Raw genomic sequence first — 23,793 nt, forward strand, 5'->3', positions numbered from 1 at the left:
ATGACGCCCGAAGAGAAGCGAGCACGCCTGGCCCAGCTCCTGAAGGACAAGTCGCGCCCTGCCTCGAAGCAGGCGCCCCTGTCCTTCGCGCAGGAGCGGATGTGGTTCCTGGACAAGTGGAGCCCCGGCAGCGCGGCGTTCCACATGCCCACCGCGGTGCGACTGACGGGCACCGTGGACACGGACGCGCTGCGCCGCGCCCTGGCCCTGCTGGTGGAGCGGCACGACACGCTGCGCACCACCTTCCAGGAGCGCGAAGGCGGCGGCGTGCAGGTCATCGCCTCCACGGGTGAAGTGCCGCTGGAGGTGATGGACCTCCAGGGGCTGCCGGTGACGGAGCGCGAGGCGGAAGCCCAGCGGCGCGTCGTCACGCTCGCGCAGCAGCCGTTCAGCCTGGAGCAGGGGCCGCTGTTGCGCGCGGTGCTGATGCTCCTGGGCAACGGGGAGCAGGTGCTGCTGGTGGATCAGCACCACATCGTCTCCGACGGCTGGTCCATGGGCGTGCTCGTGCATGAGCTCGCCGTGCTCTATCGAGCCTGCCTGGAGGGTCAGCCCTCGCCGCTCAAGCCCCTGCCCTTGCAGTACGCGGACTGGGCGGCGTGGCAGAAGGAGTGGCTCCAGGGCGCGGAGCTGGAGCGCCAGCTCACCTACTGGAAGAACCGCCTCAACCCGAACGCGCTGCTGGAGCTGCCGCAGGACAAGCCGCGTCCGGCGCTGATGAGCTCCAAGGGCGAGCGGCAGGTGATGCACCTGTCCCCCGCCCTCACCCAGGCGCTCAAGGCGCTGGGCCAGCGCGAGGGCCGCACGCTCTTCGTCACGCTGCTGTCCGCCTTCAACGTGCTCCTGTCCCGCTACACGGGCCAGGACGACATCGTGGTGGGCACGCCCATCGCGGGCCGTCCTCGCGCGGAGGTGGAAGGGCTCATCGGCCTGTTCGTGAACATGCTGGCGCTGCGCTCGGACCTGTCCGGCAAGCCCACGTTCAAGGAGCTGCTGAACCGCGTGCACGAGTCCACGCTGGACGCGTACGCGCACCAGGACATCCCCTTCGAGCGGCTGGTGGATGCGCTCAAGCCGGAGCGGCACCTCAGCCACTCGCCCATCTTCCAGGTGATGTTCGTCCTGCAGAACGCGCCCATGCCGGCCCTGGAGGCCCCGGGCGTGGTGATGGAGGCGAAGCCGGTGGACACCGGCACGACGAAGTACGACCTGTCCCTGCTGCTGGTGGACCTGCCGCAGGGCCTGCGCGTCATCGCCGAGTACAGCACCGACCTCTTCGAGCGCTCCACCGCGGAGCGGCTGCTGGGCCACTACCTGACGCTGCTCGAAGGCATCGTCGCTCGGCCGGACGTGCCCATCTCCCGCCTGCCGCTGCTGCCTCCCGCCGAGCGTCAGCGCGTGCTGAAGGACTGGAACGACACCGCCGTCACGCACCCGAAGGACGCGACGCTCACGTCGCTCATCGAGGCGCAGGTGTCGCGCACGCCGGACGCCGTGGCCCTGGAGTTCGAGGGCAGCCGCCTCACCTACCGCGAGCTGGACGCCCGCGCGAACCAGTTGGCGCACGCGCTGCGCAAGCACGGCGTGGGGCCGGAAGTCCGCGTGGGTTTGTGCGTGGAGCGCTCGCTGGAGATGGTGGTGGGCCTCCTGGGCACGCTGAAGGCGGGCGGCGCCTACGTGCCGCTGGACCCCGGCTACCCGCAGGAGCGCCTGGGCTGGATGCTGGAGGATGCGCGTCCGCCGGTGCTGCTGGTGCAGGAGCGGCTGTTGGCGCGGCTGCCGTCGTCGGGCGCGAAGGTGGTGAAGCTGGACACGGGCTGGGAGGAGATTGCCCGCGAGCCCACCACCGCGCCCGCGCCCACGGCGACGCCGGACTCGCTGGCGTACATCATCTTCACGTCCGGCAGCACGGGCCGCCCCAAGGGCGCGATGAACGCGCACGGCCCGGTGGTGAACCGCCTGCTGTGGATGCAGTCCGCCTACCGGCTCACGCCTTCGGACACGGTGCTGCAGAAGACGCCGTTCAGCTTCGACGTGTCCGTCTGGGAGTTCTTCTGGCCGCTGATGACGGGCGCGAAGCTGGTGGTCGCGAAGCCCGGCGGGCACCAGGACCCGGGCTACCTCAAGTCGCTGATTGCCTCCGCGTCCGTCACCACGTTGCACTTCGTGCCGTCCATGCTCCAGGCCTTCCTGGACGAGCCGGGCGTGGCGGAGTGCACGTCGCTGAAGCGCGTGGTGTGCAGCGGTGAAGCGCTGCCCCTGGAGCTGAAGGAGCTGTGCCTGCGCACGCTGCCCGGCGCGGGGCTGCACAACCTCTACGGCCCCACCGAGGCCGCGGTGGACGTGACGTTCCACACGTGCCAGGCGAACGACGGCCGCCGCTCCGTGCCCATTGGCCGGCCGGTGGACAACACCCAGATTCGCATCCTGGACGCGGAGCTCCAGCCGGTGCCGCAGGGCGCGGCGGGCGAGCTGTACATCGGCGGCGTGCAGGTGGGGCGCGGCTACCTGGCGCGGCCCTCGCTGACGGCCGAGCGCTTCATCCCGGATCCGTACGCGACGGTGCCGGGCGCGCGCATGTACCGCACGGGCGACGTGGCGCGGTGGCTGCCGGACGGTGAAATCGAGTACCTGGGCCGCGCGGACTTCCAGGTGAAGATCCGCGGCCTGCGCATCGAGCTGGGAGAGATTGAGTCCTCGCTGGAGAAGCACCCCACGGTGCGGCAGGCGGTGGTGCTCGCGCGCGAGGACCGGCCGGGCCAGAAGCGGCTGGTGGCCTACGTCACCGGCAAGGACGCGAAGCCGGAGGGCGCGGCGCTGCGTACGTACCTGCTGGAGCGGCTGCCCGAGTACATGGTCCCGTCCAACATCGTGGTGCTGGAGCGCATGCCGCTCAGCCCCAACGGCAAGGCGGACCGCAAGGCGCTGCCCGCGCCGGAGGCCGGTGGCGCGGATCCGTCGCGGCCCTTCGTGGCGCCGGGGACGGCCATCGAGCAGCAGATCGCCCAGGCGTGGAAGGACCTGCTCCACGTGGAGCGGGTGGGCCTGGACGACCCCTTCTTCGAGCTGGGTGGAAACTCGCTGCTCGCGCTCCAGCTCCACCGCCGGTTGACGGCGGAGCTCGGCGTGACGCTGGCGCTCACGGACCTCTTCCAGTACCCCACCGTGCGGGCACTGGCGGCGCGGCTGTCGCGCCGGGAGGACACGCCCTCGGAGGACGCGGCGCAGGCGGGCCGCTCCCGTGCCGAGGCGCGACGCACGGTCAACCGCCGCGCGGGGGCCTCGCGCGGTCGGGTGGAAACGGATGGAGACGCGGATGAGTGACGCAGTGGGTGGTGGCGAGGAGCGCATCGCGATCGTCGGCCTGTCGGGCCGCTTCCCCGGCGCGCGGACGCTGGAGGGCTTCTGGGAGATGCTCCGCCGTGGCGGTGACGCGCGCCGCGTGCCCACGGACGCGGAGCTGGACGACGCGGGCGTTCCCCAGGCCCTGCGCGCCCATCCGCAGTGGGTGCGCTCCAGCTACGTGCTGGAGGGCGCCACGGAGTTCGACGCGGGCCTCTTCGGCTACAGCCCGCGCGAGGCGGAGCTGATGGACCCCCAGCAGCGCATCTTCATGGAGTGCGCGTGGGAGTCGCTGGACAACGCCGGCTACGACCCGGGCCGCTTCAAGGGCGCGGTGGCCGTCTACGCGAGCGTGAGCCTGAGCTCGTACCTGCTGCGCGCGCTGATGCGGCAGCCGGACCTGATGGACGCGGCGGGTTCGTTCGGCGTGATGCTGGCCAACGACAAGGACTACGTGGCCACGCGCGTGTCCCACCGGCTGGGCCTGCGCGGACCCTCCGCGACGGTGCAGACGGCGTGCTCCAGCTCGCTGGTGGCGCTCCACCTGGCGTGCCAGAGCCTGCTGTCCGGCGAGAGCGACATGGCGCTCGCGGGCGGCTCGTCCGTGTCCTTCCCGCAGACGGCGGGCTACCTCTACCAGGAGGGGATGATCTTCTCGCCGGACGGCTACTGCCGCGCGTTCGACGCGAAGGCCAACGGCACCGTGCGCGGCGCGGGCGCGGCGGTGGTGGTGCTCAAGCGCCTGTCGGACGCGCTGAAGGACGGCGACACCATCCACGGCGTGCTCCTGGGCACGGCGGTGAACAACGACGGCGCGGGCAAGGTGGGCTTCACCGCGCCCAGCGTGGAGGGCCAGGCCGCGGTCATCGCGGAGGCGCTGGCCATCTCCGGCGTCACGCCGGAGGACATCCAGTACGTGGAGGCCCACGCGACGGGCACCCCGCTGGGCGACCCGATTGAAGTGGCCGCGCTCAACCAGGCCTTCGGCGGCAAGGAGACGGGCCAGAAGCGCGTGGCGCTGGGCTCGCTCAAGGCGGCCATCGGCCACCTGGACGCGGCGGCAGGCATCGCGGGCGTGGTGAAGACGGTGCTCGCCATGGAGCACGGCGAGATCCCCGCGAGCCCCCACTTCCAGCAGCCCAACCCCGTCATCGACTTCGACGCGGGCCCCTTCTTCGTGCCCTCGCAGCCCCGGCCGTGGACGTCCCCGAACGGGCCGCGCCGCGCGGGCGTGAGCGCCTTCGGCATCGGCGGCACCAACACGCACGTCATCCTCGAAGAGGCCCCGAAGCCGGCCGCCCCCGCTCCGTCCAAACGCGCGTGGCACGTGCTGCCCCTGTCCGCCCGCACGCCCGCCGCATTGGACGCGGCGACGGAGCGGCTGGCCGCGCACCTGGACGCGAACCCGAACGTGTCCCTGGCGGACATGGCCTACACGCTCCAGGTGGGACGCCACGCGCACGAGCACCGACGCGCGGTGGTGGTGAAGGACGTGGCGGACGCGAAGGCGGCGCTGCGGGACGCTCGGCGGCTCTTGGGCGGCTCCGGCACCAACACGCGCCGGCCCGTGGTGTTCCTCTTCTCCGGCCAGGGTTCGCAGTACGTGGACATGGGCCGGGGCCTCTACGAGCAGGAGCCCGTCTTCCGCGCGGAGGTGGACGCCTGCGCGGAGAAGCTGAAGCCGCACCTGGGCCTGGACCTGCGCACCGTGCTCTACCCGCCCACGGACGGGCGCGAGAAGGCGACGGAGCAGCTCAAGCAGACGTCCCTCACGCAGCCCGCGTTGTTCGTCATCGAGTACGCGCTGGCGAAGCTGTGGGCGTCGTGGGGCGTGACGCCGCAGGCGATGGTGGGCCACAGCATCGGTGAGTACGTGGCCGCGTGCCTGTCGGGCGTGTTCAGCCTGGACGACGCGCTGGCGCTGGTGGCCACGCGTGGCCGGTTGATGCAGTCGCTGCCCTCGGGCTCCATGCTGTCCGTGCGGATGACGCCGGAGGCGCTGGCGCCGCTGATGGACGCGCGCATCTCCGTGGCGGCCGTGAACGCGCCGGGCTTCACCGTCGTGGCGGGCCCCACCGATGCGGTGGACGCGCTCCAGGCGAAGCTGGAGGCCCAAAAGGTGGAGGTGTCGCGGCTGCACACGTCGCACGCGTTCCACTCCCACATGATGGACCCCATCGTGGAGGAGTTCCGCCAGGCGGTGGCGAAGGTCGCTCGCAAGGAGCCGAAGGACCTCTACCTGTCCAACGTCACCGGCACCTGGGTGACGCGCGAGGACGCGGTGAGCCCGGCGTACTGGGCCCGGCACCTGCGCGACGCCGTGCGCTTCCAGGACTCGGCGACGCTGCTGTTGAACGACCCCGAGCACGTCTTCCTGGAGGTCGGTCCCGGCAACGCGCTGGCCACGCTGGTGCGCCGCAACGCGCAGGAAGGCACCTTCCCGGCCATCCTCACGACGCTGCCCGCGCCGCGCGACGCCCAGCAGGACGCGCTCACGCACGCCGCGGACGCGTTCGCGAAGCTGTGGCTCGCGGGCGCGAAGACGACCGCCGGCCGCGTCTACAAGGGCGAGGCCCGCCGCCGCATCCCCCTGCCCGCCTACCCCTTCCAGCGCGAGCGCTACGACCTGCTCAAGGGTCCGCCGCCCGCGCTGCCTCGCGCCGCCGCCGCGCGGACCGTGACGACCCAGGGCGTGGAGCTGACCGTCCCGGCATGGCCGCGCACGCGCGCGTCTCCGCGGGTGCCGTCGCTGTCCGGCCAGCGTTGGCTGGTGCTGGAGGCGGACACGCCGGTGGCCTCGCGCGTGGCGGAGCGGCTGCGCCAGGCGGGCGCGGACGTGGTGTCGCTCGTCGCGGGACAGGGCGCGTCGGATCCGGTGACGAAGCGCTTCGCCGTGGATCCGTCGTCTCCGGAAGCGCTGGGCGAGCAGCTGGAGCGCCTGCGCGGTGAGGACTGGACGCCCGCGCACATCGCGTACCTGTGGCCGTTGGTGAAGGAGCCGCGCGATGTGGACTCGGGGCTCGCGACTTCGTTCCACGGGCTGCTCGCGCTGGCGAAGGCCGTGGGCCCGGGCGCGGCGAAGACGCCCGTGACGCTGGACGTGGTGACCACCGGCGCCCAGGACGTCACGGGCGAGGAGCCGCTGCTGCCCTGGCAGGCGGCCGCGGTCGGTGCCAGCCGTGTGCTGCCCCAGGAGTACCCCGGCCTCACCGTGCGCGCCGTCGACGTCACCTGGCCCGCGCCGGAAGAGTCCGCGTCGGGTCCGTGGCTGGAGCGGCTGGTGACGGAGCTGGCCGCAGGCAAGGACCCGGTGGTCGCGCTGCGCGGCCCCTACCGCCACGTCGAGGCGTTCGAAACCCTCGAAGTCCCTGCCCCCACGGAACAGGCCGGACTCAAGGACGGCGGGGTCTACGTCATCGTCGGTGGCCTGGGCCGCGTGGGGCTCGCGCTCGCGGAGCAGCTCACGGAGGCGGTGAAGCCGAAGCTCGTGCTGCTGTCGCGCCGCACGCTCCCCGCACCCGGCGAATGGGACGCGTGGCGCGCGGGCCATGACGCGCAGGACGCGACGTCCAGGGCCATTGACCGCATGCGCGCGCTGGAAAGCTCGGGCGCGCAGGTCCTGGCGCTGCGCGCGGACGCGGGCGTACCGGGTCAGCTCGACAAGGCGCTCCAGGTCGCGGAGGCGAAGTTCGGCCGCATCGACGGCGTCTTCTACGCGGCCGGCGACGGCGGCATGGCCACCCGCATCTCCGTGGCCGAGGCCACGCCGGAGGCCACCACCCCGCTGCTGTCCGGCCGCTTCGGAGGCCTTACGCAGCTGGCGGAGGCGCTGGCGTCACGGCAGCCGGACTTCGTCGTGGTGCAGTCCTCCCTCACCGTGGTGCTGGGCGGCATGGCGGTCAGCGCGGTGGCGGCGGCGCACGCCTGCATGGACGCGGTGGCGGCGCGGCAGGCCCGGCTGGGTGGCACCCGCTGGTACACCGTGGACTGGGACGTGTGGGGCGTGGGCGAGGGCTTCCGGCCCGACGCCGTCATCCCCCCCGCCGAGGGCTTCCGCCTCCTGAGCGCGCTGCTCACCCAGCCCACCGGTGGGCGCTTCCTCGCGTCGCTCGGGTCGCTGGAGGCGCGGCGGCAGGTGGCTCGCGACGGTGCCGCCACCTCCCGCCCGGGTGGAAGCGGCAGCGGCAAGCACCCGCGTCCCCCGCTGGCCAACGCCTTCGTCGCCCCGCGCGACGAGACCGAGGAGAAGGTCGCCGCGCTCTGGCAGGACCTGCTGGGCGTGGAGTCGGTGGGCATCACCGACAACTTCTTCGAACTGGGCGGCCACTCGCTCCTGGGCGTGCAGCTGCTGTCGCGCATCCGCGAGGCCTTCCAGGTCGAGCTGTCCATGCGCGCCCTCTTCGAGTCCCCCACCGTGGAGGTGATGACGGTGGCCATCGTGGAGGCGAGCGCCAGTCAGCTCGACCCCGAAGCCCTGGAAGCCATGCTCGCGGAGCTGGAGCAGAGCTGAAGTCCCCCTTTGCAACGCCGGGCCCGCGCGCACTCCCGTAGTACGGTGCGCGGGCCCTTGACCCTCCTGCCCCCCAGGAGAAAGAGACGTGGAATGAGCCTCGCGCAACGCCTGACCATCACCCAGCCCATGCGGGTCTTCTGGATCACCTGGTTCGGCCAGCTCATCTCGATCCTCGGCTCCGGCCTCACGTCCTTCGGCGTGGGCGCGAAGGTCTTCCTGGACACGCGCTCCACCACGCAGTTCGCGCTGCTGTCCTTCTTCGCGCTGGCGCCCATGGTGGTGCTGTCCCCCATCGCGGGGACGCTCATCGACCGGTGGGACCGCCGCCGCGCCATGCTGCTGGCGGACATGGGCAACGGCTTCACCACCCTGCTCATCTTCGGCATGTTGGTGGCCAGCGACCGGGGGATGTTCAAGCTCGAGACCTGGCACTTCTACCTGCCCGTCTCCCTGGGCTCGTGCTTCGGCGCCTTCCGCTGGCCGGCCTTCTTCGCCACCGTGACGCTCATCGTGCCCAAGCAGCACCTGGGCCGCGCCAACGCCATGGCGGAGGTGGCCAGCGGCGCCAGCCAGATCCTCTCCCCCATCATCGCGGGAGCGCTCATCGACAGCGTGGGCCTGATGGGCGTGCTGACGGTGGACGTCTGCAGCTTCTTCATCGCCGTCACCACCCTGCTGATGGTCCGCTTCCCGCGGCCCACCGTCTCCGCGGAGGGCCAGCAGGGCAAGGGGTCGCTGCTCGCGGAGATGAAGCAGGGCTGGAGCTTCATCAGCGCGCGCAAGGGGCTCTTGTCCCTGATGGCCTTCACCGGCGTGGCCGTGCTGTGCATGGACCTGGTGGTGCTGCTGATCACCCCGCTGGTGCTCGCCTTCACGGACATCTCCACGCTGGGCCGCATCGCGTCCATCGCGGGCGTGGGCGCGCTGTTGGGCGGCATTGGCATGGGCGTGTGGGGCGGCCCCAAGAACCCGCTGTACGGCATCCTCGGCTTCCATGCGTTTTCGGGCGTGGTGCTCTTCATGGCCGCGCCGTCGCCCAGCGTGCCGCTGGTCGCCACCGCCGCCGCGCTCTACCTGTTCACCATGCCGCCCGTGATGGCGGGCATCCAGTCCATCTGGCAGCGCAAGATTCCCTCGGACCTCCAGGGCCGCGCCGCCGCCGTGAAGCGGATGGTCATCCTCTGCGTTTCGCCGCTCGCGGCCCTCATCGCGGGGCCGCTCGCGGATGACCTCTTCGAGCCGGCCATGCGCGAGGGGGGCGCGCTCGCCGGCACCATGGGCCGTCTTCTGGGCGTGGGTCCGGGGCGCGGCATCGCCGTCATCTTCATCGTCCTGGGCCTGCTGACGCTCACGAACGTCGCGGCCGGGTGGCTCAACCCGCGCCTGCGCAACCTGGACAAGGAGCTGCCGGACGCGCTCCCGGACACGCCGCCCGCCACCCCTGACGACACCGCCGCCCCCAACGCCCCCACCGCTGGAGCCTCCGCGTCATGAGCGCCGTTACCCAGATCCTGCGCATGCTGCGCATGCTGCCGTCCGCCATGGCCGTGGCCACCCCGGGCGTGGGCCCCTGGCTCGCCCGCCGCCGCTGGACGCGCGAGGAGGGCACGCTCGCCCTGCCCGGCCTGCACGGCAAGGTGGAGGTGCTGCGCGACACGTGGGGCGTGCCGCACCTCTTCGCCAACGACGAGCACGACCTCTTCTTCGCCCAGGGCTACGTGCACGGGCAGGACCGGCTGTGGCAGCTGGAGATGAGCCGCCGGCTGGTGGACGGCCGGCTCGCGACCCTGCTGGGCCCCATGGGCGTGTCCGCGGATCAGTTCTTCCGCACCATGGGCCTGCGCCACATGGCCGAAAAAGCCTGGGAGCAGGTGGACCCGGAGGCGCGCGCCATCCTGGAGGCCTACAGCGCGGGCATCAACGCGCGCATCGCCGCGGAGCCGCTGCCCTACGAGTTCACCGTGATGGCCACGACGCCCACGCCCTGGACGCCCGTGGACTCGCTCGCGCGCGGCAACCTGCTGGCGATGATGCTGGGCGGCAACCACCGCCTGGAGCTCTTCCGCGCGCGGCTGGTGGCGGCGGTGGGCGAGGACGTGGCCAACGCGCTCCTGCCGCAGAACGCGCCGGAGACGCCCCTCATCGTCCCCAAGGAGGCGCGCCTGACGGGCCTCAAGGACGTGAAGGCGATGTCCGGCCTGGACAGCGTGGACGCGGTGATGGGCGACCCCCACATCGTCTCCGGCAGCAACAACTGGGTGGTGCACGGCCAGCGCACGAAGAGCGGCCAGCCGCTGCTCGCCAACGACGTGCACATCCCGTTGAGCATGCCTTCCACCTGGTACGAGAACGGCCTGCACGGCGGACGCTTCCAGCACGTGGGCTTCTCCCTGCCCGGCGTGCCCATGCTGATTGTCGGCCACAACGGGAAGGTGGCCTGGGGCATGTCCAACCTGGGGCCGGACACCCAGGACTTCTACATCGAGAAGCTGGACGACCCGAAGGCGCCCAGGAAGTACCTCTACCAGGACGTCTGGCACGACCTGGAGGTGCGCCGCGAGGAGATCCCCGTCAAGGGCGGCGCGCCCGTGGTGCTGGAGGTGAAGAGCACGCGCCACGGCCCGCTGATGAACGCGGTGATGGCGGAGGAGTTGAAGGACAGCGAGCCCCTGGCGCTCAAGTGGGCGCACCGCGAATGCCAGCCGCTCATCAACGCCGTGCTGAAGCTCAACCTGGCGGCGGACTGGGAGTCCTTCCGCGCCGCCATGAAGTGCTGGGAGGGGCCGGGCCAGAACTTCGTGTACGCGGACACGGCCGGCAACGTGGGCTACCAGGCCACGGGGAAGATCCCCCTCCGCCAGGGCCACCAGGGCCTCATCCCCATGCCGGGCTGGACGGGTGAATCCGAGTGGACGGGCTTCATCCCCTTCGAGGAGCTGCCCGCGTCCTTCAACCCGCCCGCGGGCTACGCGGCCACGGCGAACAACAAGATTACGTCCGACGACTACCCGCACCTCATCGCGCACAACTGGTTCCCGGGCTACCGCGCGAAGCGCATCACCGACCTGATTGAAGCAGGCACGCAGCACACCGTGGAGTCCATGCGGGACATCCAGGCGCAGACGTACTCGCTGCCTGCGGAGGCGCTGCGCCCCTACTTCCTGGCGGCGGCGCTCCCGGCGGACGACACCCAGCGCCAGGCCGTGGACGCGCTGAAGGCGTGGGACCTGCGCTTCGAGCCGGAGGCCGTGGGCGCCACGGTGTTCCAGGCCTGGTACATCGAAGTGCTGCGCAAGCTGCTCCAGCACAAGCTGGAGCCGTCGCTGGTGAATCAATACCTGATGGGCCAGTACGAACGGCACGGCAGCCTGCACATGCCCTTCGTCATCGGCCTGATGTCCCAGCCGGACAGCGCCTGGTGGGACGACCCGAAGACGCCGGAGCAGGAGACGCGCGACGACATCCTCCGCGCGGCCCTGGGCGTGGCCACCGCGTGGCTTGTGAAGACGTACGGCCCGAAGCCGGAGGCCTGGGCCTGGGGCCAGGTGCACCAGCTGACCTACGCGCATCAGCTGCTGGGCGGGCCCGCCATCCCCGGCCCCATCCGGCGCGTCTTCAACAGCCGCCCGGTGCCGGCCCGGGGTGACAACTACTCCGTGGACGGCGCCTCGTTCCTCTGGAGCCACCCGTTCAAGGTGGTCCACGGCACCGCGCTGCGGATGATTGTGGACCTGGCGGACCTGTCCCGCTCCGTGTCCATCCACTCGCCGGGGCAGTCGGAACACCTGTTCCACAAGCACCGCGACGACCTGATGGAGCTCAACCGCAAGGTGGAGTTCCACCCCATGCTCCACACGCGCCAGGCCGTGGAGCAGCACCGCGAGGCCACGCTGACGCTCACGCCCGCGGTGGCCCTGGTGGCCAAATAAAACAACCCGGACTTGAAGGCCGTCACTCCCCCCGGAGCGACAGGCCTTCAGGCCCGGGTTCCATTGCTTTCAGGCTCCAGCGGGAGCCGGCACTCGTATTCGCGTCGAGTTCCCCCTCAGAAACTCGACGCTTCCCCCTTCTATGTGCCAGCCCCTGCGGTCCCCCTCATTTCCCGCGCATGCCGCGGTGAGCTAAGAAGTCCCCCGACTCCCTGACTCACCGTGTTGCTGCTGCGCGGGCCCCCCTGCTTCCCGTGCTGCGATGAAGGAACAGTACCGGGAGCCCCTGTTTCGATCTGTGAAGCGGCCCACAAGCCCGCTGTGAAGGCGTTCACACCCGCCGGACTTGTCCGCCGGACCTGGATGGGAGGCTTCCCTACCTGCATCCAGGGATTCCGGGCAGAATGACGGTCCCCCCATGTCCTACGCGCAGCTGCTGGCCGAAATCCCCATGTTCGAAAGCCTCGGCCGGGAGGACCTGGAGACCATGTCGTCGCTCCTCCAGCCCCGGCGCTTCGCGAGGGGGGAGGTCATCTTCCATCGGGGGGACGTGGGCACCGCGCTGTTCATCATCCGGCGCGGGCAGGTGGCCATCCGGCTCTCCTCCAGCGAGGGGCGCGAAATCACCCTGGCGCTGCTGGACCGGGGGGACGCCTTCGGAGAGCTGTCGCTGCTGGACGGCGAGATGCGCTCCACGGACGCGATGGCGCGCGAGGAGGCGCACCTCCTGACGCTCCAGCGCGACGACTTCCGGCGCTACCTGGAGACGCGGCCGCAGGTGAGCCTGGCGCTCCTGGCGAACATGAGCCGGCTGGTGCGGCGCACGACGCAGCTCGTGTACGACTCAGCGTTCCTGGACGCGCGAAGCCGGCTGGTGCGGGTGCTGCTGGAGCTGGCGAAGACGCAGGGGAAGCAGTCCCCCGAAGGGCTGTCCATCACCCCGAAGCTCACGCAGTCGGAGCTGGCCAACCTGTGCGGCGTCACCCGCGAGAGCGTCAACAAGTGGCTGCGCTACTACGTGCGCGAGGGGATGCTCAGCTTCGAGGGCGGGCAGATCATCCTCCTCCAGCCGGAGCGGCTGGGCCAGGACGCCGAGTAGCCGTCAGCCGCGCACGCGGAAGAGGGACAGGGGCTCGTCGCGGCCCTTCACCCGCACCGGGGCCAGCGGCTCCAGCGCGAAGGCGCCCGCGTCCAGCAGGGCCCGCGTGGCGTCCGTCATCAGCACCTCGCCCGGGCGCGCGACGCCGCACACGCGGGCCGCGACGTTGGTGGCGTCCCCCACGGTGGCGTACTGGAGGTAGCGCTCCGAGCCGATGTTGCCCGCGGCCACCGGACCGGAGTTGAGCCCGATGTGGACTTGAATCTCCGGCACGCCCTCCGCCCGCCAGCGGTCGTTGAAGGCCGCCAGGGCCTGCTGCATCTCCACGGCCGCGCGCACGGCCCGCTCCGCGTCGTCCGGCCGGGCGAAGGGGGCGCCCCACACGGCCATCAGCGCGTCGCCGATGTACTTCTCCAGCGTGCCCTCGTGGCGGAAGACGACGTCCGCCATCACCGGGAAGTACGCGTTGAGCATGTCCACCACCTGCCGGGGCTTGAGGCGCGAGGACATGGCGGTGAAGCCGGTGATGTCGGAGAAGAGGATGGTGACGTTCGCCTCGCGCACCTCCAGCGGCACGCCCCTGAGCGCCTTCAGCTGGCGCACGACGTCCGGCGGGAAGAAGCGCTGGTAGGCGTTGCGCAGCACCGCCTCCTCCTCCAGGCGCCGCGCCAGGTGCGCGTGGTCCAACGCGATGGCGGCCTGGTTGGCGAAGGCGGTGAGGAACTCCAGGTCCTCGTCGGTGAAGAGGCCTCCCTGCTTGAGGCTGTCCAGGTACAGCACGCCCAGCACCGCGTCCCGCGTGCGCAGGGGCACGCAGAGCGAGGCGCGGATGGACTGGCGGAAGACGGAGTCCGCGCCCACGAGCCGCGCGTCGTCCTGCGCGTCGGTGAAGAGGGCCGCCACGCCGCGCGAGTGCACGTAGTCCACGATGTGCTGGCTGTAGAAGCGCTCCGGCAGCGCCCCACCCCGCGCGCCACGGGACACACGCGGCTCCAGCGTCCCCGTGTCGCGGTCCACCAGCAGCACCGCCGCCCGGTCCACCGCCCAGATTTGAAAGACGAGCTGGAGCACGCGCTCCAGCAGCCCGTCCACCGGGCCCGGAGAGGACAGGATCTGGCCCACCTTGAGGAGCACCTGGAGCTTGTCGCGGGTGCGGTCCGGCGAGCGCGTGTCGAGCAGCGCCTCCATGGTGGGCCCGCCGGAGAAGCGCGTCTCCAGCGGCTGCGTGCGCAGCGGGCCCCAGCCGTCCGGCAGCGGCGTGTCCAGGGACACCAGCCGGAACCACACCTCGCCGCAGCGGAAGGACTGGCCGTGGCCCAGCTCCTGGCGCGACACGCGGTGCGGCCCCACGAAGCTGCCGTTCTTGCTATCCAGGTCCACCAGCACCACGCGCCCGCCCGCGCGCTCCAGCCGGGCGTGGCGCCGCGACAGGCTGGGGTGCGGCACGCGGATGCCGTTCTCCTCGGTGCGGCCGATGGTGGTGGTGCCCTCCGGCAGCATCACCACCCGTTCATCCACCTGGCCTGGATTGAGGATGACGCGCATGCGCTAGACGGACTTCACGTGGGCCCCTTGGCCGTGAAGGCGCCTGGCCGGGGCGGGGATGCGGGTGCTTCCATGACGGCGGGGGCCACCTGTTCGGAGGTGCGGTCCGCGGAGGACTCGGACTGGCTGCCGTGGCGGGCCACCACCTCGCGCACCGCGAGCGACTGGCCTCCGGGCCCCGGCAGGTGGCGGTCCCCGGCGAGCCGGCAGTCGAAGGCGTCCTGGAGCCGTGCGGCCAGCGTCTCGCTCACCAGCACCTGGTCGCGCGCGGCCACGGTGGCGAGCCGGGCCGCGGTGTTCACCACGTCGCCCAGCACCGTGTGGTCCAGGCGCCCGCGCCCGGCCGCGCCCACGTTGCCGGACAGCACCGGCCCGGTGTCCACGCCCATGCAGACGCCGTGGGCATACGGAGACGCGTCACCGCCGCTCCACGCCAGGCCCTGCAGCCGCTGCCTCACCGCGAGGCAGGCGTCCAGCGCGCGCGCCACGTGGCCTTCGCCCTGGAAGACGGCCATCACGGCGTCGCCCAGGAACTTGTCCACCACGCCGCCGCGCGACTCCAGCTCCGGGAGGATGACCTCGAAGTTGGCGTTGAGCCGGCGCAGCGCGGACTCCGGCGGGTGCTTGCGGGTGACGGCGGTGAAGTCCGCCACGTCCAGGAAGGCCACCGTGGCGTCCACCTGCTCGCCCGCGAGCCCGCCCGGGCCGCGCACCAGCGGCAGCATCCGGTCCACGATGCCGCCGTGCACGAACATGCGCAGCAGCGCGTTCTCCTCCGTGGAGCGCACCGCGCGGCGCAGCTCCGCCACGTGGCGCACCGTCTTGGCCAGCGTGGACTCCAGGTCGTCCAGGTCCACCGGCTTCACGAGGAAGTCGAACGCGCCCCGGTTCATCGCCGTGCGCAGGTTGGGCAGGTCACCGTACGCGGAGACGATGACGACCTTCACCAGCGGATCCACCTCCCCCACGCGCGACAGGAAGGTGAGCCCGTCCATGCGCGGCATGTTCAGGTCGCACAGCACCGCGTGGGTGTCCGGGTGCTGGCGCAGGGCCTCCAGCGCCTCTTCACCATCGCGCGCGAAGACGAAGCGGTAGACGCCGTCGCGCACGTGCCGGCGGAAGCGCTGGCGCATGAGCAACTCCACGTCCGGCTCGTCGTCCACCACCAGCACCGTGGCGGCCTGCGCGGCGCGGCCCGCCTCCACCAGCGCGACGAAGGCCGCGGCCAGCTCGCGCGCGGAGGTGAAGCGCTGCGCGAGCGCCGGGTGCAGGGCGCGCTGGAAGAAGGCGTCACCGCCCGCGCCCAGCTCCGGCACCAGCTGCGAGACGGGCACCGCGGGCGGGTGGAAGGCGCCGCGCAGGAGCGCGCCCACGGACTCGGCCCCGTAGGGGAACTGGCCGGTGAGGGCGCGGTAGAGCACCACCGCGAGCGACCAGAGGTCCGCTCTCGCGTCCAGGTCCGGGTCCGCGCGCAGCTGCTCCGGGCTCATGTAGCGCAGCGTGCCGGTGAGGCCCTCCGCCTGCGCGGGCGCGCCGGTGGGGACGAGCGAGCGCGCGAGCCCGAAGTCGAGCACCTTCACCACCTCCTCCCCGTCCACGTGGGCGAGGAAGAGGTTGGCGGGCTTCAGGTCGCGGTGGACGAGCCCCGCCGCGTGCGCCGCCGCCAGCGCCCGGGCCACCGGCGTGACGAGCGCGGCCACGCGGGCCGGGGACAGGCGCCCCTGCTGGGTGAGGCGCGTCTCCAGGTCCTCGCCCTCCAAGAGCTCCATGACGATGTACGGCACGCCGCCGTCCACGCCGGAGTCGTGCACCTGCACCACGTGCGGGTGGCGCAGCCGGGCCACGGCCTGGGCCTCCTGTTCGAAGTGGCGGTGGGCCTCCGGCGTGCGCGCCACGACGTCGGAGGCGATGAGCTTGAGGGCCACGTGCCGCTGGAGCTGCAGGTCGACCGCGCGCCAGATGGCGCCCATGCCACCGCCGCCAATCCTGCGCTCCAGCGCGTACCTGCCGCCCAGCGGGCGCCCGGTGTCCATCGGCCCTGTGTCTCCGTCCCGGGCACGGCCACAGCGCGCGTGCCTCGCGAAGCCGGGGATGATGGCACACTTGGCCCCTCCCCTGGCGTGCCCATTCGGTGCCGCGCCCGGAGTTCCGGGGCCGCCCGGCTGCACGCCCGGTGTGGGAGGAGGACCGTCAGGTGCGGGTCAGCGCCTGGGCGAGCCGGGGCAATACCTCCCCCGCTCGCGCCTCCACGCGCACCTCCGCGAGCCCGTCGCCCCGGCTCTCCCCGATGTTGAGGATGCCAATGGGCATGTGCCGCTCCGCCGCGCGCGTGACGAAGCGGAAGCCGGAGTAGACCGTCAGCGACGAGCCCACCACCAGCAGCGCGTCCCCCTCCTCCACGAGCGCGAACGCGTCCTGCACCAGCGGCGCCGCGACGTTGTCCCCGAAGAACACCACGTCCGGCTTCAGCGTCCCGCCACAGCGCGTGCACGCGGGGACGCGGAAGCCCTCCACGGCCTCCTGCGACAGCTCCGCGTCGCCGTCCGGACGCAGCTCCACGACGGTGTGCGCGAAGTCCGGGTTGAGGCCCAGCATCCGCGCCTGGAGCGACGCGCGAGGCTCCTGCGCGCCACACGCCAGGCAGCGCACCCGCGACAGCGCGCCGTGCAGCTCCAGCACGCGCTCACTGCCCGCCGCGTGGTGCAGGCCGTCCACGTTCTGGGTGATGAGCCCGGGCACCACGCCCGCCTTCTCCAGCGCGACGAGCGCGAGGTGCGCGTCGTTGGGCCGGGCGGTGGTGAAGCGCGGCCAGCCCAGCAGGCTGCGCGCCCAGTAGCGCTGACGCACCTCCGGCTGGTGCAGGAACTCGCGGTGCTGGATGGGGTTGCGCACCTTGTGGCGCGTCTCCGGGCCGCGATAGTCGGGGATGCCGGACTCGGTGCTGATTCCGGCGCCGGTGAGCACCACGACGCGGCGTCCGCGCAGCAGCCTGGCCAGGGCGTCCACGCCGGCCTCCGGCGGGAGGGCGGCGACAGGGGAGTCCGTGAGGAGCGTCATTCCACCCTCCGTATAACGTGGCCCGTTCGCGCTCGCTTGCGGGGCCTTGGCGCTTCGGGTGAGGCACCTACCGGACGAGCGCGTCCCTGGCGGGGTCCGCGGGCTTTGGCGTGGTCATGGCGGCCTTGATGCCCTTGCGAGCGGCGGGGGGCAGCCTGGCGATCCAGCGGTCCATCGCCTGGCGCAGCTCCGGCACGGAGGACTCGTCGTCGGGGAGCGCTCCGGCCTCCTGGCGGGCCTCGGCGGCGAGGCGGACGGCGCGGGCCGGGTCCGTCTTCGCGTCCCACAGCGCGCGGGCCAGCATGTAGCGCGCGGCGGGGCGCTCCGCGGGACGGGGCCGGGCGCGCTCCCACCCGGCGACGGCCTGCTCCAGCGGGGCCAGCGCCTCGCGCGGACGGCCGAGCACCATGTACGTGCGCCCCAGGTCCACCAGGGCCCCCGTCCAGCCGCCGTTCACGTCGTCCGGCAGGGACGTCTGGAGCGCGGCGGCGCGCTGGAAGTACGGCAGGGCCTGGTCCGGCTGGTTGCGGTAGCTGAGCGTCTGGCCCATGCCCCGGAGCACCAGCGCCAGCGTGGGGTGGTCCGGGCCCAGGCTCTTCTCCACCTGCTCGAGCGCCGTGGCGAAGCGCTGGGTGGCCTCCTCCAGCCGGCCCATGTGCACCAGCAGCGTGCCGATGTTGTTGACGATGATGGCCACCGTGGAGCTGTCGCGCCCCTCCGTCTTCTCCGCGATGCTCAGCGCGCGTTCGTAGAGGGGCAGCGCCTCCTCGCGCTTGCCCTGGTACTGGAGCGCCAGTGCCAGGCTGTTGAGCGCGTCCGCCACCTGCGGGTGGTCCTGGCCCAGCGAGCGCTCCAGCAGCGCCAGCGCGCCCCGGGCCAGCCGCTCCGACTGCACGAAGTCACCCTGCTGCCAGCGCACGCTGGCCTGCTCCAGGCGGATGCGCGCCACGTCCGGGTGCTCGGGGCCCAGCGCCCCGCGCACGGTGCCCAGGGCGCGCTCGTACAGGCCCAGGGCCTCCTCCGCGCGCCCCTGCGAGCGGCGCACGGTGCCCAGCTCCACGCGCACGTCCGCGACCTCCAGGGCCTCCGGGCCGAAGCGCTTCTCCAGGAAGGACAGCGCGCGGGTGAGCTGCTCGTGGGCCTCCGGGTAGCGGCCCTGGCGCGACAACAGCCGGCCCAGGTTCATGGCGAGCGCGCCGGCCAGCTCCCTGCTGGCGCCCAGCCGCTCCACCGCGGCGCTGGCGCGCTCCGCGGCCTGCTGCCCCTGGGCGTAGTGGTCCAGCCGTTCGCCCGTCACGCGCACCGCCAGCGTCCACGCGCGAGCGGCGGCGTCGTCGTTGCGGCCGGCCTCCGCGGTCCACGCGGCCTGGAGCACCGTGGCCTCCGCGCCCCGGTAGTCCCCCGCCCCGTCCTTCAGCTCCGCGAGCAGCAGCAGCGCGTCCGCGGCGCCGGACCAGTCCCCCGCGGCGCGCGCGGCCTGGGCCACCGGCTCCACGCGCGCCACGCCCTGCGAATAGCGGCCGGCGGCGCGCAGCGCCCTCGCGTCCACGAGCGCCTGGAGCAGCGCGACCGTGCGGTCCCTGGCGGCGGGGTCGGCGGGTGAGGAGTGGCCGCGCGACGTCAGCGCCTCCACGTCCGAGCAGCCCGCCAGCGGCGTCAGCCCCTCAACCGCGCGGGGCGCCCGCTCCACCAGGTCCGGGTCCGCCTGCGTGAACAGCTGCGTGAGCGCGGCCACGTCCGCGAGCCGCGCGTCCAGGCAGCGCATGCGCAGCGCCATCACCGCTTCGCTCTGCTCGTGGCGCACGCGGGTGGCTTCGCAGGCCGCCGTGCGCGTCGTCACCCACGCGGCGGTGTACGCGTCCAGTCCCCGGCGCACGTGCCGGAAGGCGTCATGCGCGAAGCGGCGCTGGGTGCCGACGAAGGCCGCCTCCACCGCCTGCTGCCGGGGAGCGTCCCACACGCCGTCCATGGCGCGCGCGGCGCCCTCGCAGCCGGTGGTGTCGCGGCCGTGGAGGACGTGCGTGAGGCCCACCGCGGACAGCAGGAGCAGTGACGCGCCCGCCACGCGCAGCCGGCGCGTCCGGCGCGCCGCGGGGTCCGCCTCCAGCGCGGCGATGAGCGCCTCCATGGACGCGTGGCGGTCCTCGGGCTTCACCGACAGGCCCTTCACCACCACCTTGCGCAGCCACTGCGGCACGCCGGAGTGCCGGGGCACGCTCTTCACGCGCCCCGCGTGCACCGCCTGGGACAGCTCCTCCACCGTGGCGCCCGCGAAGGGGCGCTCGCCGTAGAGGCCTTCGTAGAGCGCGGCGCAGAAGCCGAACTGGTCGCTTCGCGCGTCGGTGCGCTCCTCCGGCGGGAACTGCTCCGGGGCCATGTACGCGGGCGTGCCGCCCTCCATGGCGCGCGGGTGCGAGGGGCTTCCCGGCATCACCGGCGGGGCCACGGCGCCGAACATGATGCGCGACAGGCCGAAGTCGGTGACGCGCACGCGGCCGTCCTGGCCCACGAGGATGTTCTCCGGCTTCACGTCGCCGTGCACGACGCCCACCGCGTGCGCGGCGGCGAGCCCCCGGGCCACGGCGAGGAACAGCTCCACCACCTGACGCCACGGGTGCGGACCGTCGTGCTCCCACTTGCGCAGCGTGTGCGCGTCCACCAGCTCCATGGCCAGGAAGACCTGCCGGCCGAAGGTGCCCACGTCGAAGACGGAGACGACGTGCGGGTGGGAGACGCGGGCCATGGCCTGCGCCTCGCGCAGCACCTGCGTGCGTCCGGCCTCCGCGCCCAGCCCCAGCGCCTCCACCTGGAGGAGCTTGAGCGCGACGCGGCGGTCCAGCTCCGGGTCATAGGCGGCGTACACGACGCTCATCCCGCCCACGCCCAGCATCTCCAGGATGAGATAGCGGCCCACCGCCGTGCCGCGCGCGAGCGGCGGCGTGGGCAGCCTCAGGCGCGGCTTCTTTCCGCGCCACGGGTCCACGGCCAGCGTCGCCAGCTGGCTGTCGAGGACCTCCTCCTCCGGAGCGGCAGGCCCGGAGTCCGCGGGCGGCTGCACCTTCAGCGCCTCGGACACCATGCGCCGGCAGGAGGGACACGTGTCCAGGTGCTCGTCGACGAGCGCGGCCCTGTCGGAGGGCAGCGTCCCGAGCAGGAGATCCATGAACGTGGGTTCGTCCAGACAGGCGAGGGGCATGGGAGGCACTTGGAGGGCGGCAGCACAGCAGGAGTCACGGCGGGCGTCGAGTCACCCCCGGGACGTTTCATGCGTTGAAGGGTCGCCTGCTCGGCGGGTGGGACGTCGGTTCGCGAACGCACGCGTCTCAATGTGTTGAGCCAGGGGGCGCTTTCTGGGAAGTGTCCGAACATGCGGCGGTTGCGACGTCTCGGATGGGCCGGACTGATATCGCTGGCGCTGCACGCCCTCATCTTCGGGCTGTTGTGGGCGCTGGACCCTCATCCGTCGCCCAACGGACGGACGGCCCGGCTGCGAGAGAAGGCGGTCGAGGTGGAGATCATCACCCTCTCCCCTTCCGTCACCCCGGCGATCCAACCGCCTCCGGTCCGGGAGCCCGCAACGCCACCGTCCGGCATCGCGGCGCGTGAGCCGCCGAAGCGCGCCCCGCCCCCCGTGGCGACACGCGAGGCGCCGGAGCCCGCTCCGCCGCCCGTCAAACCGAGCGCGCCGACGAAGGACGTGCCGACGGAGCCACCTCCAGCGACCGCGACGCGCGAACCCTCGGAGCCGCCTCCGCCTCCCGTCGCGACGCGCGAGCCTGCTCCTTCCGAAGACGCTCCTCGCGCGACGGCGGACGACCTTCCGCGCCTGGACATCGCGACCCGCGCGCCCGCTCCAGCCGGGGACCGGCCCCCGGGCTCCCTTCCCTCGAACCTGCTCCCCTCCCCCGGCTCGAGCACGGGGATCATCATCACGACGCCAGAGAACTCCCGGGGCGGTGGCCGCACGCTGCGCCCCGGCGACCCGAGCCTGTCCGCCGAAGCCCTCGCCGCCGAGGAACACGCGCGCGTGTCAGAGCGCGTGCAGGGCATCGTCGACGAACGCCGCGCGCGCGACCGCGTGGACACCGGCCGCATCCATCCCTACTTCGGCCAGCTGCGCGCGCAGTTGGAGAAGCAGATGGACGCCCCGCCCCTCTTCGACATGCCCAGCTTCCCCAAGCAGCTGCTGTACTCCTACGCGGAGAAGGCCCGGCAGTTCGGCGCCAGCGGCTCCCCGGGAGCCATGCCCGGGCCTCGCAAGCCCCCCAAGCCGGGCGAGCTCCTCGCGAAGCGCGCCCGCGACGAGCCCGGCTACAACCGCCTGCGCGGCCTCTCCCAGGCGGGCGAGGAGCTCCAGGACTTCGCCCACGGCGTCAGCACCCTGAAGCTCACCGTCACGCTGGAGCTGCTCCAGGGCCCGGACGGACTCCTGCGCGAGGTGAAGCTCATCAGCCGCAGCGGCAACCGAGCCTACGACGACTACGTGCTCCAGGCCGTCCCGCCCGCGCTGGGAAAGTCCGCCCCGCCGCCCCCGGACGCGATGGGCGTGCACACGGACGGCATCCGCAGCGTGTGGGCCGTGGAGGGCCGCGTCGTCTACGTGCGCAAGGTCAGCGAGATGAAGAAGGGCTCGGACAACATCTACCTCGCCGCCCTCACCGCCGCGGGACTCCTCGCCGGAAACTTCGATGAGACCACCGGCGAGGTCTACATCATCGACGTGCGCAACCCGCACTTCGAATGCCGCTCGCGCCTGCTGCGCGTCTACTGACTCAGGGCGTGAACGCCGCCGGCCACCGCACGCCTCCGCCCAGGGGCAGCAGCGCCTCCGCCACGTCGAGCAGCGCCCCATCCATCCACCGCCGCCCCACCAGCTGCGCCCCCACCGGCAGGCCCGCCGACGTGCGCCCCAGCGGGAACACCACGGCGGGGCTCCCCGTCGCGTTGAACAGGCAGGTGAACCCGCCCAACGCCTCCAGGTAGTCGCGAGGCGCGCCGTCCACGTCCACCGGAGCCCCGAACGGCGTGTGCGGCGGCGCGGCCGTCATCGCCACCGGCACGAGCCACGCGTCCCAGCCAGACAGGAAGTCCTCCAGCAGACCGATGTGCACGTCCCGCCGGCTGAGCGCCGTGCCGTAGCCCGTCATGTCCACGCGGGAGCCCTGCAAGATGGCCTTCGCCAGCAGGTCGCGCTCGAAGGGAAGGAACTGCTGCTGGTAGCCCTCGCGCACGGGCGGAGGCAGGGGCGCCCCCACCTCGGCGCCCTCCATCAGCCCCCACACCTCCACCAGGTCCGTGAAGTCCTGTCCCGGCGGCACGGCCTGCTCCACCACGACGCCCTCCGCGCGGGCAGCGGCGGTGAAGCGCTGGAACAGCTCACGCGTCTCGCGGTCGGCCTGGAAGGGCCCCAGCGTGTCCGCCCACGCCAGCCGCAGGCCCTTCAGGGCCCGGGGCTTCGCGGCCCCCACCGGCACGACGGGCGGCACCTCCGGAGCGCGCGGATCCGCGCCCTCGATGAGGGACAGGATGAGCCGCACGTCCGCCACCGAGCGCGCCAGCGGCCCCGCGCACGCCATGTGGCGCACGTGGCGCGGCCCGTCCGGCGGGTCCGGGATGTGGCCGAAGGTGGAGACGCGGTGCTCCGTGGGCTTGATGCCCACGATGCCGCAGTAGTGCGCCGGCTGGCGGATGGAGCCGCCAATGTCGCTGCCCACCTCGAACGGGGTGAGCCCCGCCGCCACCGCCGCCGCCGCGCCACCGCTGGAGCCGCCCGGCGTGCGCCCCAGGTCATGCGGGTTGTTCGTGCGGCCCCAGAGCGGCCCGTGCGTCTGGAAGTCCGCCGCGAACGGCGGCAGGTTCGTCTTGCCGAAGAGGATGGCCCCCGCCGCCTTGAGCCGGGCCACCACGGTCGCGTCCCGCGCGGGCACGTACTCCGCGAAGCCCGGGTGCGCGGACGTCGTGCGCAGGCCGTCGGTGCTGAACGCGTCCTTCACCGTGAAGGGCACGCCGTGCAGCGGGCCCCACGACTCCCCCCGGGCGAGCGCCGCGTCCGCCGCTTCCGCCCGCTTCCGGGCCCGGGCCTCGTCCCACGTCACCACGGCATTGAGCGCGGCGTTGTGCGCGCGCGCGCGGGCGAGGAAGGCGTCCAGCACCTCCACCGCGGTAACGTGACGCTCGCGCAGGGCGGCGGCCAGCTCCGTCGTCGTGAGGGACACGAGCGCCCGTGCGCCCCCAGCGGTTCCGGGCTCGTGAAGCAGGACAGATGATTTCATGTGCGGACACTCCCCCCGGAGGCCGCCCTCCGGCGG

At 72.6% G+C, this 23,793-nt stretch carries 11 protein-coding genes; 6 read left to right on the forward strand and 5 right to left on the reverse strand.

Going from position 1 to position 23,793, the window contains the following annotated elements; translation table 11 throughout:
• From D7W82_RS10030 to D7W82_RS10050, 5 genes are all read left to right on the forward strand, one after another.
• Nucleotides 1–3,324 (forward strand): non-ribosomal peptide synthetase, encoded by a 3,324-nt coding sequence (locus D7W82_RS10030; protein ID WP_120618146.1) that lies wholly within the window; start codon nucleotides 1–3, stop codon nucleotides 3,322–3,324.
• Nucleotides 3,317–7,852 carry a type I polyketide synthase gene (locus D7W82_RS10035; RefSeq protein WP_158617628.1) on the forward strand — a complete coding sequence of 1,512 codons (4,536 nt, stop codon included), beginning with the start codon at nucleotides 3,317–3,319 and terminating at the stop codon, nucleotides 7,850–7,852. Before D7W82_RS10030 ends, D7W82_RS10035 begins: the two co-directional genes overlap by 8 nt.
• 93 nt (nucleotides 7,853–7,945) lie before the next feature.
• Entirely contained in the window at nucleotides 7,946–9,349 is a 1,404-nt protein-coding gene (locus D7W82_RS10040) for an MFS transporter (RefSeq protein WP_120618127.1), read from the forward strand.
• A complete protein-coding gene (locus D7W82_RS10045; protein WP_120618128.1) occupies nucleotides 9,346–11,784 on the forward strand; it encodes a penicillin acylase family protein in 2,439 nt (812 codons plus the stop codon). The genes D7W82_RS10040 and D7W82_RS10045 overlap by 4 nt, the downstream gene beginning before the upstream one ends.
• A 418-nt stretch (nucleotides 11,785–12,202) precedes the next feature.
• Entirely contained in the window at nucleotides 12,203–12,883 is a 681-nt protein-coding gene (locus D7W82_RS10050) for a Crp/Fnr family transcriptional regulator (protein WP_120618129.1), read from the forward strand.
• A gap of 3 nt (nucleotides 12,884–12,886) precedes the next feature.
• Here D7W82_RS10050 and D7W82_RS10055 read toward each other — a convergent pair whose 3' ends face one another.
• From D7W82_RS10055 to D7W82_RS10070, 4 genes are all read right to left on the reverse strand, one after another.
• Entirely contained in the window at nucleotides 12,887–14,428 is a 1,542-nt protein-coding gene (locus tag D7W82_RS10055; protein ID WP_120618130.1) for an adenylate/guanylate cyclase domain-containing protein, read from the reverse strand.
• Between the two features lie 14 nt (nucleotides 14,429–14,442).
• The gene (locus D7W82_RS10060; RefSeq protein WP_120618131.1) at nucleotides 14,443–16,461 is read right to left on the reverse strand and encodes a protein kinase; all 2,019 of its coding nucleotides are present in this window, start codon (nucleotides 16,459–16,461) and stop codon (nucleotides 14,443–14,445) included.
• 157 nt (nucleotides 16,462–16,618) lie between these two features.
• Nucleotides 16,619–17,485, reverse strand: coding sequence for an NAD-dependent protein deacetylase (locus D7W82_RS10065; RefSeq protein WP_120618132.1), 867 nt, complete (start codon nucleotides 17,483–17,485; stop codon nucleotides 16,619–16,621).
• A 67-nt stretch (nucleotides 17,486–17,552) separates the two neighbouring features.
• Nucleotides 17,553–20,681 carry a tetratricopeptide repeat protein gene (locus D7W82_RS10070; RefSeq protein ID WP_120618133.1) on the reverse strand — a complete coding sequence of 1,043 codons (3,129 nt, stop codon included), beginning with the start codon at nucleotides 20,679–20,681 and terminating at the stop codon, nucleotides 17,553–17,555.
• 171 nt (nucleotides 20,682–20,852) lie between these two features.
• Here D7W82_RS10070 and D7W82_RS41450 point away from each other — a divergent pair, with 171 nt between their 5' ends.
• Nucleotides 20,853–22,256, forward strand: coding sequence for a TonB C-terminal domain-containing protein (locus tag D7W82_RS41450; protein WP_233587401.1), 1,404 nt, complete (start codon nucleotides 20,853–20,855; stop codon nucleotides 22,254–22,256).
• 1 nt (nucleotide 22,257) lies between these two features.
• Here D7W82_RS41450 and D7W82_RS10080 read toward each other — a convergent pair whose 3' ends face one another.
• On the reverse strand, nucleotides 22,258–23,757 hold the full coding sequence (locus tag D7W82_RS10080) for an amidase (protein ID WP_158617629.1): 1,500 nt from the start codon (nucleotides 23,755–23,757) through the stop codon (nucleotides 22,258–22,260).
• Nucleotides 23,758–23,793 lie beyond the last annotated feature (36 nt).

Source organism: Corallococcus sp. CA049B (assembly GCF_003611685.1).
GTDB classification, from domain to species: Bacteria; Myxococcota; Myxococcia; order Myxococcales; family Myxococcaceae; genus Corallococcus; species Corallococcus coralloides.